The sequence below is a fragment of the Pacificibacter marinus genome (assembly GCF_018860505.1).
In the GTDB taxonomy this organism is placed as follows: Bacteria; Pseudomonadota; Alphaproteobacteria; order Rhodobacterales; family Rhodobacteraceae; genus Celeribacter; species Celeribacter marinus_B.
Genome location: NZ_JAHKPU010000019.1, coordinates 207697 through 221171 on the forward strand (window position 1 = coordinate 207697; position 13475 = coordinate 221171).

The following is a 13475-nucleotide window of genomic DNA, read 5'->3' on the forward strand; positions in this document are numbered from 1 at the left end:
AGAGAAAGGGCGCGAAAGCCTCCGCGCCCTTTTTAAATATTTTCACCTGAACTCAAACACTCAGTTGGCGCTTTCAATCTCGCGCCATTTGGCGACATTGGCGTTGTGATCTGCCAAGGTAACCGCAAAGGCGTGCCCGCCCGTGCCATCTGCCACAAAGAAGATATAGGGCGTATCATCAGGGTTCACAGCAGCTTGCAACGATGCAAGACCGGGGTTAGCAATAGGGCCAGGCGGCAAAGCTGGGATTCGATAGGTGTTATAGGGGCTATCAGATTGCAGTTCAGATTGACGCAATCCCCGTCCCAACACACCATTCCCATTGGAGACACCGTAAACCACTGTGGGGTCGGTTTGCAGGCGCATACCTTGGTTCAAGCGATTAACAAAGACGCTGGCCACTTGGCGGCGCTCTGTTGGAATGCCCGTTTCCTTTTCAATGATTGATGCCAAGATAAGCGCTTCTTGCGGTGACGAAATCGGTAAATCATCGACGCGATTTTCCCAAATTTCAGCAATACGGTTTTCTTGCGCCTCGACCATCCGCGCGATCAGATCATCCACATCTGAGGCGACTTGCACTTCATAACTATCAGGCGCAAGCGTGCCCTCAGCAGGCACCTCATCTGTATCTATAGAACCGGTAAGGAAATCGACACCTTTAAGACTTTCCAAAACACGCCAAACGGTTGTCCCCTCGGCCACAGAAATACGGAACCGTGTATCGGCAGCGCCGCGCACTTCGGTATATTTTTCAGGAACGTCTGTCGGCTCGTTGCCGGTTACATCAGGGAAGAACTCGGCCACACGCACATAGCTTTGCGTCGCAGGATCAAGTTCACGCACCAACACATCTGTCCGGTTTACACCGATGCGATAGACAACTTCCGTGCCACAAGACGAGGCTCCACCACGCGTAACAATATCGACGATTTCTTCCATCGATGCCTTTTCAGGCACCAAGAAGGCCCCAGCTTTAAGCTGGCTCACCTTATCGGTATAATCCGCGCCTATGCGAAAGATTGATCCGCTACTTACGGCACCTTGCTCTTCCAATTGTTTGGACACCTTCGTCATGGTCGACCCAGAGGCCACCCGCAAACAGATCGCAGAGGACAAAGGCCCTTCAGCCGTGTATTGACCTTTGCCCCAAGCAATTGCCCCTGCCAAAATGACAAGGGCAACAATGAGCAAACTCAAAGCATTAGAAGCGATAGCTCGCCACATTAGTCGGTCACTTTCTTAAGCACCAAAGATGCATTTGTGCCGCCAAAGCCAAAGGAGTTGGACAAGACAACGTTGATATCGCGTTCCACTTTTTTGTTGGGCGCAAGGTCAATCGGGGTCTCTACAGCTGGGTTATCAAGGTTGATCGTGGGCGGTGCAACTTGGTCACGAATGGCCAAGATTGAAAAAATGGCCTCAACAGCCCCAGCAGCCCCCAAAAGGTGACCGATAGACGATTTGGTTGATGACATGGTCGCCTTGTTTGCCGCATCGCCCAAAAGACGCTCAACAGCCGCCAATTCAATCGTGTCCGCCATGGTCGATGTGCCATGCGCGTTGATGTAATCCACTTCGGATGGCGCGATACCTGCACGCTCCAAAGCCGCCGTCATCGCGCGAAACCCGCCATCCCCATCAGAGGCAGGTGCCGTGATGTGATACGCATCGCCAGACAGGCCATAGCCCACGACTTCGGCGTAAATCTTGGCACCGCGCGCTTTGGCGTGCTCGTATTCTTCCAATACGACAACTCCAGCGCCCTCGCCCATAACAAACCCATCACGGTCATCATCATAAGGACGTGACGCCGCTTTGGGGTCATCCCGACGTTTGGTGGACAGCGCTTTACAGGCGTTGAACCCTGCAATGCCCAAATCACAAATCGCCGCTTCAGCGCCACCTGCAACCATGACTTCCGCATCGCCCCATTGGATCAGACGCGCCGCATCACCAATGGCATGTGCGCCCGTGGAACAGGCGGTCACAACCGAATGGTTCGGGCCTTTAAAGCCGTATTTGATCGACACTTGACCAGAAATGAGATTGATCAACGCGCTTGTGATAAAGAAAGGCGACACGCGGCGCGGACCTTTTTCTTTCAACAAAATCGAAGTGTCGGCAATAGATGACAACCCGCCGATCCCTGACCCAAGCAATACGCCTGTGCGCAGACGGCTCTCCTCGTCCTCAGGTTCCCAGTTGGCATCAGTCAACGCCATAGATGCCGCCGCAATTCCAAACAAAATAAAGTCATCAACTTTCTTTTGCTCTTTGCGGGGCAACCAATCATCGGGATTGAATGTCCCATTGGTGCCGTCGCCGCGCTTCACTTCGCAGGCGTAATTCGTGGCCAAATGGCTCGCATCAAACCGTTGAATCGTGTCAGCAGCAGATTCACCCGCCAACAAACGCGTCCATGTTTCCTCAACACCACACGCAAGTGGTGATACCATTCCAAGTCCTGTGACAACTACTCGGCGCATTTCGGCCCCCTCATTTTTAATCTCTCTCTCAATACACGCCCTTGGCGAGTGATGAAAGACCCCGCCGCATGTCTAACACCGTTTCGGCGCATCGTTGTAAACCAGATATTGACTGTCACCCCATAATATCAAGTCACGTCACGCTTTTTCAAACTGGAGAGATCGATTTGCCCCGCCAGCGCACCGGTGCAAGAGCAACCCTTTTCCGACTTGCGTCACAGCTGCGTCTGCGCGCCTGTGACGTCCTGACGGGATTGATATTTCTATCACGACCTTTTCCCCCACTTTTGAATCTTGGTCTTGCCTCGATTTTTATAATCATTTTCAGCCCATTAACCGCTCAATCGGCTCCATCTTGCAACCTTGAAAAATGGCTAACCTCTCTCAACACTGCGGCAAACTCCTATGTCAATGCGGTGGGAACCCCAAATCAACTATCAGCGGAACGCGCATTTCGCGCACAAATGGAACGCTATTCGCGTGGGCAGTTGGTGAACCAAATTAACGCAGCAGATCTGGGGGCCAACAAGGCCGCTTTAGAATCATTTATTGTGGCGCGGCGGCACCTTTACGACCTGTCACAGGACAATTGGACGCAAATGGCCACGCGATTTGGCGCCGATCCAAGGTTTGCGTCACAAAGCCAAGCCATGAGCACTTTCCTGCAAGAAACCGAATGTGACCCTTTCGCTGAGGATTTTTTAAACGATGATCTCGCCAAACCTTCTGTTTTAGAGCGCATCAGAAACGCGGCTTCAAGCTTAACGTCCCCTTCCAAGGCGCCAGCACCAACCGACAAAGCCCTCTCATCCCTTACGTTTGACCCTGACAATTTCGACGCGTTCAGGGCACCGCGCTATCAGCCGAAAACCGAAAACATTACCATCCCTATATCACCGTCTCAAAATGCGCCGGTGTATTTGGGCCTGTTCACATTTTTTGCGTCAGCCTCGATTTGGGTCTGGATGCGTGTCGGCCTCGCTCAAAGACGTGCAATCCGCTACCCGTGCACCTTGCCCATCATGATTTTCGATGGCAGCGCACCGATATTAGGTGAGTTGCGCGACCTAAGCCAAATTGGTGCAAAACTAGAAACCAGCCTGAACGTTAAAGTTAAATCCAAATTGCTCATCACGATGAGCAACACCAAGCGCCAAGCCCGTGTGACATGGAAAAACCAGCATTTTATCGGCATCAAATTTGAAAAAGCACTCTCGGCAATCGAAATGACCGACATATTAGAGGTATTTTCCGCACGCGTCGTTGCAGCGCATGAGACAGCCGGTGGGTTTGACGCCCTTGTCGACGACACCTACGGGGCCTCAGCGACAAAACTTACGGATCACATTGCACGCATAGATCAAATCGGTCACGAACACCTCGGCCTCGCTGAACTCAATGACGCCGATAAGATAGAGATTAATAGTGTATTCACGCCGCAGCCGAATCCATCGCCAAGCGGCAAAAATGACAGCCCCTTGCACAAACAAAACGGCTCAAACGTCACGACATAAAAAAACGGCGCCCCATAGGACGCCGCTTCAATACCTGTTCTAAGTCTAAAACTTAGGACGCTTCAGTGATGAATTTAACTGCATCGCCGAATGTTTGGATGGTTTCAGCTGCATCGTCAGGAATTTCGATGCCGAACTCTTCTTCGAACGCCATAACCAGCTCAACAGTGTCAAGGCTGTCTGCGCCGAGGTCGTCGATGAAAGACGCTGTCTCTGTCACTTTGTCTTCTTCAACGTCGAGATGCTCAACAACGATCTTTTTCACACGATCTGAAATGTCGCTCATGTTATTTCCTCATAGTTATATGGGCCCGATGCCCAATTAAAGTGGCCCTCGGGCCTTTCAAAATATCGAAATCTCCGCAAGGACATCACGACATTCTATCGCGGCGACACATTGTCCCCGCTGCGAATTCTTGGCTGCTAATAGCACAATCTTTACCAGTGGCAAATGATTTGTCCCTATTTGTGCGTATCGCCTGCAGTGTTCAAGTCCCGCCCCTAAAATAGAGGCCATTTGGCATCGAAATTCTACTGAAAACACCGCACACAGACCAAGTGCCTGTTAAAGCATCGCCATGCCGCCATTCACGTGAATCGTGGCCCCTGTGGTATAGCCCGCCTCATTTGATGCAAGATATAGCACTGAAGCTGCGATTTCTTCCGGTGTACCCATGCGCGCTGCGGGAATTTGAGTGTTAATTTTCTCTTTTTGATCATCCGTCAGCTTATCGGTCATCGCCGTTGCGATGAACCCAGGGGCGACACAGTTCACAGTGATGCCGCGTGACGCAACTTCGTAAGCCAAGGATTTCGACATGCCGATGACACCCGCTTTGGACGCCGCGTAATTGCCTTGACCTGGATTGCCAGTCGCACCAACAATGCTTGAGATATTTATGATCCGGCCCCAACGCGCCTTCATCATCGGACGCAAAACACCTTTACACAAGCGCATGGTCGAGGTCAGGTTCACGTTCAAAACACTGTCCCATTCGTCATCTGACATACGCATGAACAGATTATCGCGGGTGATGCCTGCGTTGTTGACCAAAATATCCACAGACCCCATGGCCTCTGCCGCCGCTTTTGGCAAAGCCACAACACTGTCTTTGTCGCTCAGATTGCAGGGCAAAACATGTGCGCGTTCACCAAGCTCAGCTGCCAAGGCTTCGAGCGGCTCAACACGAGTGCCCGACAGGCCAACAGTCGCACCAGCCGCGTGAAGCGCCTTGGCAATCTCACCGCCAATTCCACCTGATGCACCGGTGATAAGTGCATTTTTACCTGTAAGATCAAACATATAGTATTCCTTATTCACAAAGAGCACCAAGCCCTCATCCAAGAGTTGGGATTAACTTTTAAGTTTTTCAATGTCAGTCGGTGTGCCAACAGCACGACACGCGATCGACTTATCAATACGACGGATCATGCCCGACAAAGCCTTGCCGGCGCCCACTTCAAAAACCTCGGTCACGCCATTTGCAGCCATATAACCCACGCTTTCACGCCAACGCACCGAGCCCATAACCTGCTCAACCAACAAAGAACGTATCTCAGTGGGGTCCGTGACAGCCGCTGCGCGTACATTAGCGACCAAAGGCACGCGTGGCGTCAGAATTTCAACTGTTTCAAGCGCTTCTGCCATGACTTTCGCGGCAGGTTCCATCAAGACACAGTGGAAAGGGGCTGATACCGGCAACAACACAGCACGCTTTGCGCCCTTGGCTTTGGCAATGTCACAAGCGCGTTCGACAGCCGCTTTATGCCCAGAGACAACCACTTGCCCCGGATCATTGTCATTGGCAGCTTGAACAACTTCGCCCTCGGCAGCCGCTTCAAGCGCCACCTCTTTGACGGTGTCAAAATCGAGCCCCAGCAACGCAGCCATAGCGCCCACACCAACAGGAACAGCCTGCTGCATGGCCAAACCACGGGTGCGCAAAAGACGCGCCGTGTCAGAAACAGTCAAAGCGCCAGCGGCCGCCAAGGCCGCGTACTCACCCAAAGAATGACCCGCCACATAAGAGGCCTGATCAAGACCAAAGCCTTCAGCCTCAAGCGCACGCATCGCGGCCAATGAGGTTGCCATCAAAGCGGGTTGCGCATTTTGCGTCAGGGTCAGCGTTTCCACATCACCCTCCCAAATCATCGCAGAAAGCTTTTCACCCAGCGCCTCGTCAACTTCATCAAAAATGGCTTTTGCCTCTGGGTATGCGTCAGCAAGTGCCTTGCCCATCCCAATCGCTTGGGCACCCTGTCCCGGAAAAACCAATGCGCGCGTCATACTTGACCCCTTATTTATTTCATACCTAGGTCAAAAGACCGTTTTTACGGGTCTAACGACCTGCAAGCGGCGCGGCAAGCTCAACTGAACATAGCGCGTTATACTTTGCAAAGGTTTGTCTGTGGGCCTCCAAGCCTTTAAACGCGCTTTACCCGTTGAATGCTTCAATTTAAACGCCGCAACACTCCCCAAAGCCCTTGCGCTCTTGGCTCTGGTCCGTATAAGAGCACATCCTTTCCGCATGGATATGAACCAGCGCAGTCTCTCGTGGTCGGGCTCGCGGAAAAGGACAATGCCCCGACCTATGAAATGCGCTCGAAAATAGCACTGGAGCTTTCATGCCACTATACGAGCATGTCTTCATTTCGCGTCAGGACTTGTCCAACGCACAAGCCGAGGGTCTCGTTGAGCACTTCTCGACTGTTCTCGCAGACAACGGCGGCAAAGTCGTTTTCTCTGAGTACTGGGGCGTCAAAACGATGGCCTACAAAATCAACAAGAACCGCAAAGGTCACTACGCGTACATGCGTACAGATTCGCCTTCTGCTGGTATTCTTGAAATGGAACGCCTTATGCGCCTGCATGACGACGTGATGCGTATTTTGACCATCAAAGTCGACGAGCACGCGGACGGCCCTTCCGTTCAGATGCAAAAACGTGACGAGCGCGAACCGCGCCGTGAACGTCGTTAATCGTCAGATCAGGAAAGGACCATATCATGGCCGCTAAACCATTCTTCCGCCGCCGCAAAGTCTGCCCATTCTCTGGCGACAATGCACCTGCGATCGATTACAAAGACACACGTCTTCTGCAGCGCTACATCTCTGAGCGCGGCAAAATCGTTCCATCCCGTATCACTGCAGTCTCTGCGAAAAAACAGCGTGAATTGGCTCGTGCCATCAAACGCGCTCGTTTCCTCGCACTTCTGCCATACGCTGTTAAGTAAGGGAGCTTAGACAATGAAAGTTATCCTTCTTGAACGCGTCGCAAAACTCGGCCAAATGGGCGATGTTGTTGCAGTAAAAGACGGCTACGCGCGCAACTTCTTGTTGCCACAAGCCAAAGCTCTTCGTGCGAACGATGCAAACATCGCATCCTTTGAAGCACAAAAAGTTCAGCTTGAAGCCCGTAACTTGGAAACCAAAAAAGAAGCAGAAGCAGCTGCTGCGAAACTTGATGGCCAACAGTTCATCATCATTCGCTCTGCCTCTGACTCTGGTGCGCTCTACGGTTCCGTCACACCACGTGACGCGGCTGAAGCTGCTGAGGCCGAAGGCTTCACAGTGGATCGCAAACAGGTTGCTTTGAAAGCCCCGATCAAAGATTTGGGTCTTCACGAGGTTTCTGTTGTTCTTCACGCTGAAGTTGAAGCGACTATCGTTCTCAACGTTGCGCGCTCGACTGAAGAAGCTGAACTGCAAGCTGAAGGTAAATCCATTCAGCAACTCGCAGCAGAAGCTGAAGCAGAAGCAGAATTCGAAATCTCTGAATTGTTCGACGAAATGGGCGCTGCCGCTTCTGAAGACTTTGGTGATGACGATGCGCCTGCCGCAGAAGAAGCCCCTGCTGAAGAAGAGTAATCTTCCAACGCATGACGATTTAGAAAAGGCCTCGCATTTGTGGGGCCTTTTTTTCATGTATTTTGCGTATACAGAATGGCCTGCAGTTTGCGATATATTGCCGATCTCATTTTTTAAGCTTCCCTTGAGCGGCGCTTGCGTGATCATAGGGGCAACATTTTTGGAGCCCCCAATGCCAGCACCCCTTTCCCGTCGCGCCTTTGTCATAGCCGCAATTTCATCCCTAGCCCTGACAGCCTGCGGGCGCAAAGGTACGCCTGTGTCGCGAAGTGGATATAATCCACCGCTGTTCCCCAATGAAACACCGGAACTGCGCGCACTGATCAACAAATGGGCTGATTTTTATGAAATCCCGCGCGAGTTGATCCATCGCCAAGCCGTGCGTGAAAGCACGCATCGGCCATGGGCTTATGCCGCGCCTTACTATGGCCTGCTGCAAATCCTACCACAAACAGCCCGCACCATGGGACATCGCGGTCCTGCAAGCGAATTACTGGATGCAGATGTGAATCTGAAATACGCAGGCAAGTATTTGAAAGGCGCCTATTTGGTCGCGGACGGCGACATAGATGATGCGATGAAGTGGTACGCCCATGGCTATTACTATGAGGCCAAGCGTCTGGGGCTTTTATATGAGACGGGTTTACGCAGCTAATCCTGCGGCACGGACGCTGCTGCACAATGGAACGGCAGAAATGATCCCGTCGCACCCTCAGCGACAGCCATAAGCGATAACATATTGGCCAAGTCATATTCTGGCTTGGTCATCGGGCAAACCGCACCGCGAATGGTACAGCCCGAGTCTAAAAACGCGTCGTGGTCTGCGATAAACCTGTCAGACAGAATGCCTGTCGCCAGGCCCTCCGTCGCCATATGCCACGCGCGCGTGTAACGATCGCATTTTTCCGCCGTCCATTCTGGCGAAATCGCATGTGCCGCCACGGGCGCAACCAACAAACATAGACTAAAAAGTCGCATCAACTGTCTCGATCTAAAAATTACAAAGGCCGCCCCTATTGCTAGGAGCGGCCTTAATATCAACCTATGAGCATGGTACCTCAAATGGCCACCATGTCTCGCAGTTACTCAGCGTCGAGGGCTTCGACGGCTTTTTCCAAGTCTTCTTTAGTGACTTCTTTTTCTGTTACGTCAGCGTTTTCAGCGATCCAGTCGACAACTTTGTCTTCAAAGATTGGCGCTTGAAGTTGCTGGCGCATTTGTGGGTTTTGTTGAACAAATTCAAAGAACTGACGCTCTTGACCTGGGTACTGACGCGCTTGGGTCATAACCGCTTGGGTCAGCTCAGCATCGGTAACTTCGATCTCTTGCTTTTGGCCCATATCAGCCAACAACAAACCAAGGCGCACGCGGCGTTCAGCCAAAGATGTGTGCTCTTCAGTTGTTTCGATCTCTGGGTGATCGTGGCCTTCGACTTCTGGGTTTTCTTCATGCCACAGCTGATGCGCGATTTGGTTTGCTTCAGCTTCAACAAGAGAAGGTGGCAATTCGAAGGAGACTTTGCCGTCAAGCTGATCAAGCAACGCACGCTTCATGATCGCGCGAGACGCACCAGCGTATTCGCCCTCAAGGCGCTCAGTCACTTGAGCTGTCAAAGCTGCCAAATCTTCTGAGCCGAATTTTTTAGCCAATTCGTCATCAATTGCAGCATCTGCAGGGGCTTTTACGTCTTTGATTTTGCACTCAAAAACAGCCGCTTTGCCAGCAAGATTTTCTGCGCCATATTCCTCAGGGAATGTGACTTCAACGTTTTTCTCTTCGCCAGCTTTTACGCCAACAAGTTGATCTTCAAAGCCAGGGATGAAAGAGCCTGAGCCAAGAACAAGTGGGTAATCTTCAGCCGCGCCGCCGTCGAATGCCTCGCCGTCAACTTTGCCCAAGAAATCAAACACAACTTGGTCGCCGTCTTCTGCTGCACCGTCTTTGGTTTCAAAGTTCTGAGCCGTTTTCGCGAGGTTCTCAAGAGCTTCAGTCACTTCAGCCTCAGAGGCTTTCACAACGAGCTTTTCGAGTTTCACGTCGGACAGGTCAGCTTCTGGAATTTCTGGCAGTGCTTCGTAAGTCACATTGACGACAACATCGTCGCCCTCTTTCCAATCTTCGCCGCCATCCATTTTCACATCAGGCTGGCCTGCTGGGCGATCGCCGGATGTCTCGAAGTGAGATGTCATCGCCGCATCAACAGATTCCTGCATCGCTTCGCCAAGAACTTTTGGGCCGAATTGTTTTTTGAGCATCGCCATAGGCACTTTGCCTTTGCGGAAACCCTTCATTTCGATTTCTGGCTGCGCGTCTTTGAGCTTGGCATTTACTTTTTCGTCAAGCTGAGCTGCAGTGATAGTGATCTGATAGCCGCGCTTCAGACCTTCGTTGAGGGTCTCGGTGACCTGCATGTTGGCGTCCTTTATTATACGTCTAGACTTTACGTCATCGTTAGACCGCCCCCAAAGGCAGCCCTATAAATCAGGGGTTCTTCTAGGGGGTCAACTGCGCGCATGCAAGACGATTCCATAGGATAGGGGCGGAACATGGCACCTAAGGGCTATTTGTCGAAGTGTTGAAAGCAGGGCACAGTCGCCATTTGGCAAAAAACGCCAGACGATTTGAGTCCCATCGCCATCCCAAAACTGCTAAACGACCCAAAACGAAAGTATTAAAAATTTGGTACTAAGTCGTGGCCGCCTTTTATTTTGAAGGCGCCACGTTCCATACCCAACGAGGCGTAGCATGAAACACACTCTTTTATATTCTCTGGTTCTCTCCGTATCTTTTTTAAGCGCATGTGATGTTTCAACAGGCACTGAGACAGACGCTGAGGATGACGTAAACTCAGGTAGTAGCGCAGGAGACCAAGCGAATTACAATGAGTATGTCGCAAATCGTAACGATGCGATCTCAGTTTTGGATGAGTTCGAGTCCGATGCGGATTTGGAGGCTGCGCTGTTGGAGGATGCGCCAGAAAACGCGACAGCAAGCCTTCAAGGCACTTATGCGATCAACGCTATTGATGAAACATTTGATGATGACGACGACGACGACGACACTAGACTGGTCGGGGACATGACCATGGACGTCGACTTTGGCGACGCAACCGTTTCAGGGTCGTTGACAAACAACTTTTTAGACTCAGATGCTACAGATGAAAGTAAAGTCACCGAACTGGATGGCAGTGTCGCCTTTGCGGGAACGCTAGACTTCGATGATGGTTTTTACGACAGCACCAATACAAACCAATGGCAGCTAGAAGCTTCGGGCACAGGTACATTAACAGACAATACAACAGTAGCATCAGATGGCGCCCAATACCGGCTCGACATTGATCTCAACGGGAATTTTTATGACACCTCAGACATAGGCAATGTTGCTGGCGTTGGTGAGCTAGGCGATGTAGCAGCAGGTGGTCTTATTGAAGGCAACATAGATGTGACCACAGATGGTGACACAGTTATTTACGACATCACCGGTTCTGAACTCTACGGCACGGATGATGACTCAAGCGGTTTCCTTGTCTACGAGCTTGAAGACTAAGGGCCAAGATCACTTGTGCGACCTAAGCTTTACGTATTCAAAGCCAAACCATCTTTTAAAGGTGGTTTGGCTTTATTCTTTTCTACACCCCAAAGTTTCTATGCCCTCAAATTTTAAAATACTCGCGTGTACCTGCGTGATCTTTTCCGCCTTCACACTCTTTAATCGCTGACGCCCCAGCGTCATCTTGGGCGGTTACAAAAGCTTCACCAGAATCACACATTAGTTAAACACGCCATGCGTATCGATCCCCTTAACACGGGAGTACGTGATGCTGCGTTTTGAATCTGTAACGAAATCTTTTGGCGCCAATACCGCCGTCCATGCGGCAAGCTTTGTTGTCGAAAAACCGATGATGATTGGTATTATCGGGCGCTCTGGCGCAGGTAAATCCACCTTGCTGCGCATCCTGAATCGCCTCAATGATGCGACATCGGGCGAGATCACTTTTGAGGGTCTTAATGTCACAGCCCTGCGCGGCACGGCCAAGCGCAACTGGCAATCGCAATGCGCGATGATCTTTCAACAGTTTAATCTGGTGCCGCGTATGGATGTTGTATCGAATGTGTTGCACGGCACGTTGAACCGTCGTTCAACCCTGTCCACGATGTTTAACCTATACCCAGATGCAGACATCCATCAGGCCATTTCCATTCTGGATCGCTTGGGCATCGCAGAGCACGCCCCCAAGCGCGCCGAAGCCTTGTCTGGCGGACAGCAACAGCGCGTCGCGATTGCCCGCGCCTTGATGCAAGACCCGAAAATTATTCTGGCCGATGAACCCATCGCCTCGCTTGATCCGATGAACGCGCAAGTGGTCATGCAATCCTTGCGCGATATTCACGAACAAGACGGGCGGATGGTCATCGCCAACCTTCACACCCTTGATACAGCGCGTCGCTATTGCGACCGCGTGATTGGCATGCGGGCTGGACGTATCGTGTTCGACGGCACGCCAGATCAATTGACCACAAGCATGGCACGCGAAATCTACGGTGCTGATGCAAGTTTTTCTGAGGCGACCACGTCGACCCAGATTGAAACGACCACGGCGGCACAAACTCTAATAGATGACGTTGCGGCCCTATAATTTTTCCCCTTCTGCCTCGCATGGCGGGGCTGTTTCAACCAAAGAGAGACTTCAGATGAAAAAGATCATCGCACTTGCACTTATGACAACAGCCATCTCTGGTTCAGCTTTTGCTCAAGAGATCACAGAATTCCGCATCGGCATCTTGGGCGGTGAAAACGCGCAAGACCGCATGAACAGCAACCAATGTTTGGCTGACTACGCGACCGAAGCTTTGGGCGTTCCAACAAAATTGTTTGCGCCAGCTGACTACAATGGCGTGATCCAAGGCTTGCTCGGCGGCACAATCGACATGGCGTGGCTCGGCGCATCTGCTTATGCAGCTGTATACTTGGCTGACGAAGACGTTGTTGAACCCATCTTGGTCAAAACCAACCTTGATGGCTCATTCGGCTACCACTCCATCGGTTTTGCACGCGCAGACAGCGGCATCACATCTTTGGAAGACATGAAGGGTAAAGTCTTTGGCTTTGGCGATCCGAACTCTACATCCGGTTACTTGATCCCCTCCATCGAAATCCCCCAGTCCAGCGATGAAATCACAATGGAATCTGGCGATTACTTTGGCGAAGTTAAATTCACCGGTGGTCACGAGCAAACAATCGTTGCTGTGAACAACGGCGACATCGACGCTGGTGTGACTTGGGCTGACGGCCAAGGCGAATGGGAAGACGGCTACAACTCTGGCGCGTTGCGCAAGGCGGTTGATGCAGGTCTCGTTGACATGAACGATCTGGTTGAAATCTGGCGCTCTAAAACGATCCCAGAAGGTCCAATCGTTCTGCGTTCGACTTTGCCTGCTGATGTAAAAGAAAAAATGACCGAAGTTGTTGGTTCATTGCACAAAAATGACCCAGATTGTGCCTACAGCGTTGCAGCTGGCGAAACGGCTGGCTTCTTCCCAATCGGTCATGACGCTTACCTGTCTATCATCGCGGCACGTTTGGCTAAAAACAACTGATCCCAGTT

The 13475-nt window shown here is 51.5% G+C and carries 15 protein-coding genes; 8 read left to right on the forward strand and 7 right to left on the reverse strand.

What is annotated here, in order from left to right:
* Window positions 1-60 precede the first annotated feature (60 nt).
* Together mltG and fabF are read right to left on the reverse strand one after the other, a co-directional pair.
* Window positions 61-1227: an endolytic transglycosylase MltG gene (gene mltG / locus KO503_RS06120; RefSeq protein ID WP_215990670.1), complete on the reverse strand. Its 1167-nt coding sequence runs from the start codon at window positions 1225-1227 to the stop codon at window positions 61-63.
* Window positions 1227-2489, reverse strand: coding sequence for a beta-ketoacyl-ACP synthase II (fabF, locus tag KO503_RS06125; protein ID WP_215990671.1), 1263 nt, complete (start codon window positions 2487-2489; stop codon window positions 1227-1229). Before fabF ends, mltG begins: the two co-directional genes overlap by 1 nt.
* Window positions 2490-2980: 491 nt before the next feature.
* Between fabF and KO503_RS17995 the strand changes: the two genes are divergently transcribed.
* Complete coding sequence (locus KO503_RS17995; protein ID WP_215990672.1) at window positions 2981-4003, forward strand: PilZ domain-containing protein; 1023 nt, start codon at window positions 2981-2983, stop codon at window positions 4001-4003.
* A gap of 52 nt (window positions 4004-4055) precedes the next feature.
* Here KO503_RS17995 and KO503_RS06135 read toward each other — a convergent pair whose 3' ends face one another.
* From KO503_RS06135 to fabD, 3 genes are all read right to left on the reverse strand, one after another.
* The gene (locus KO503_RS06135) at window positions 4056-4289 is read right to left on the reverse strand and encodes an acyl carrier protein (RefSeq protein WP_215945513.1); all 234 of its coding nucleotides are present in this window, start codon (window positions 4287-4289) and stop codon (window positions 4056-4058) included.
* 279 nt (window positions 4290-4568) lie between these two features.
* Window positions 4569-5306, reverse strand: a complete 738-nt coding sequence (gene fabG / locus KO503_RS06140) for a 3-oxoacyl-[acyl-carrier-protein] reductase (RefSeq protein WP_215990673.1) — start codon at window positions 5304-5306, stop codon at window positions 4569-4571.
* 51 nt (window positions 5307-5357) lie between these two features.
* The gene (gene fabD / locus KO503_RS06145; protein ID WP_215990674.1) at window positions 5358-6290 is read right to left on the reverse strand and encodes an ACP S-malonyltransferase; all 933 of its coding nucleotides are present in this window, start codon (window positions 6288-6290) and stop codon (window positions 5358-5360) included.
* A gap of 338 nt (window positions 6291-6628) precedes the next feature.
* On the opposite strand from fabD, the gene rpsF reads away from it, so the two are divergent.
* The 4 genes from rpsF (at window position 6629) to KO503_RS06165 (ending at window position 8525) form a co-directional block, all read left to right on the forward strand.
* Window positions 6629-6982 (forward strand): 30S ribosomal protein S6, encoded by a 354-nt coding sequence (rpsF, locus tag KO503_RS06150; RefSeq protein WP_215945516.1) that lies wholly within the window; start codon window positions 6629-6631, stop codon window positions 6980-6982.
* A 26-nt stretch (window positions 6983-7008) separates the two neighbouring features.
* A complete protein-coding gene (gene rpsR, locus KO503_RS06155; RefSeq protein WP_005852865.1) occupies window positions 7009-7236 on the forward strand; it encodes a 30S ribosomal protein S18 in 228 nt (75 codons plus the stop codon).
* A gap of 13 nt (window positions 7237-7249) precedes the next feature.
* Window positions 7250-7870: a 50S ribosomal protein L9 gene (gene rplI, locus KO503_RS06160; RefSeq protein ID WP_215990675.1), complete on the forward strand. Its 621-nt coding sequence runs from the start codon at window positions 7250-7252 to the stop codon at window positions 7868-7870.
* A 172-nt stretch (window positions 7871-8042) separates the two neighbouring features.
* The gene (locus KO503_RS06165) at window positions 8043-8525 is read left to right on the forward strand and encodes a lytic transglycosylase domain-containing protein (RefSeq protein ID WP_215990676.1); all 483 of its coding nucleotides are present in this window, start codon (window positions 8043-8045) and stop codon (window positions 8523-8525) included.
* Here the strand turns inward: KO503_RS06165 and KO503_RS06170 are convergent.
* Both KO503_RS06170 and tig read right to left on the reverse strand, forming a co-directional pair.
* Window positions 8522-8848, reverse strand: coding sequence for a hypothetical protein (locus KO503_RS06170; protein ID WP_215990677.1), 327 nt, complete (start codon window positions 8846-8848; stop codon window positions 8522-8524). The two genes, KO503_RS06165 and KO503_RS06170, sit on opposite strands and share 4 nt — an antisense overlap.
* Window positions 8849-8952: 104 nt before the next feature.
* Window positions 8953-10281: a trigger factor gene (tig, locus tag KO503_RS06175; RefSeq protein ID WP_215990678.1), complete on the reverse strand. Its 1329-nt coding sequence runs from the start codon at window positions 10279-10281 to the stop codon at window positions 8953-8955.
* 334 nt (window positions 10282-10615) lie between these two features.
* Here tig and KO503_RS06180 point away from each other — a divergent pair, with 334 nt between their 5' ends.
* The 3 genes from KO503_RS06180 to phnD all read left to right on the forward strand — a co-directional run bounded on the left by KO503_RS06180 (window position 10616) and on the right by phnD (window position 13467).
* Entirely contained in the window at window positions 10616-11416 is an 801-nt protein-coding gene (locus KO503_RS06180) for a hypothetical protein (RefSeq protein ID WP_215990679.1), read from the forward strand.
* Between the two features lie 271 nt (window positions 11417-11687).
* Window positions 11688-12506: a phosphonate ABC transporter ATP-binding protein gene (phnC, locus tag KO503_RS06185; protein WP_215990680.1), complete on the forward strand. Its 819-nt coding sequence runs from the start codon at window positions 11688-11690 to the stop codon at window positions 12504-12506.
* A 55-nt stretch (window positions 12507-12561) separates the two neighbouring features.
* Window positions 12562-13467, forward strand: coding sequence for a phosphonate ABC transporter substrate-binding protein (gene phnD, locus KO503_RS06190; RefSeq protein WP_215990681.1), 906 nt, complete (start codon window positions 12562-12564; stop codon window positions 13465-13467).
* Window positions 13468-13475: the final 8 nt, after the last annotated feature.

Excerpts from the sequence above, each read along its gene's own strand:
- rpsR (WP_005852865.1), top strand. The coding sequence starts at position 7,009 with ATGGCCGCTAAACCATTCTTCCGCCGCCGCAAAGTCTGCCCATTCTCT.
- KO503_RS06165 (WP_215990676.1), top strand. The coding sequence starts at position 8,043 with ATGCCAGCACCCCTTTCCCGTCGCGCCTTTGTCATAGCCGCAATTTCA.
- phnD (WP_215990681.1), top strand. The coding sequence starts at position 12,562 with ATGAAAAAGATCATCGCACTTGCACTTATGACAACAGCCATCTCTGGT.
- rplI (WP_215990675.1), top strand. The coding sequence starts at position 7,250 with ATGAAAGTTATCCTTCTTGAACGCGTCGCAAAACTCGGCCAAATGGGC.
- tig (WP_215990678.1), bottom strand. The coding sequence starts at position 10,281 with ATGCAGGTCACCGAGACCCTCAACGAAGGTCTGAAGCGCGGCTATCAG.
- KO503_RS06180 (WP_215990679.1), top strand. The coding sequence starts at position 10,616 with ATGAAACACACTCTTTTATATTCTCTGGTTCTCTCCGTATCTTTTTTA.
- fabG (WP_215990673.1), bottom strand. The coding sequence starts at position 5,306 with ATGTTTGATCTTACAGGTAAAAATGCACTTATCACCGGTGCATCAGGT.
- fabF (WP_215990671.1), bottom strand. The coding sequence starts at position 2,489 with ATGCGCCGAGTAGTTGTCACAGGACTTGGAATGGTATCACCACTTGCG.
- KO503_RS06170 (WP_215990677.1), bottom strand. The coding sequence starts at position 8,848 with ATGCGACTTTTTAGTCTATGTTTGTTGGTTGCGCCCGTGGCGGCACAT.
- rpsF (WP_215945516.1), top strand. The coding sequence starts at position 6,629 with ATGCCACTATACGAGCATGTCTTCATTTCGCGTCAGGACTTGTCCAAC.
- KO503_RS06135 (WP_215945513.1), bottom strand. The coding sequence starts at position 4,289 with ATGAGCGACATTTCAGATCGTGTGAAAAAGATCGTTGTTGAGCATCTC.
- phnC (WP_215990680.1), top strand. The coding sequence starts at position 11,688 with ATGCTGCGTTTTGAATCTGTAACGAAATCTTTTGGCGCCAATACCGCC.
- mltG (WP_215990670.1), bottom strand. The coding sequence starts at position 1,227 with ATGTGGCGAGCTATCGCTTCTAATGCTTTGAGTTTGCTCATTGTTGCC.
- fabD (WP_215990674.1), bottom strand. The coding sequence starts at position 6,290 with ATGACGCGCGCATTGGTTTTTCCGGGACAGGGTGCCCAAGCGATTGGG.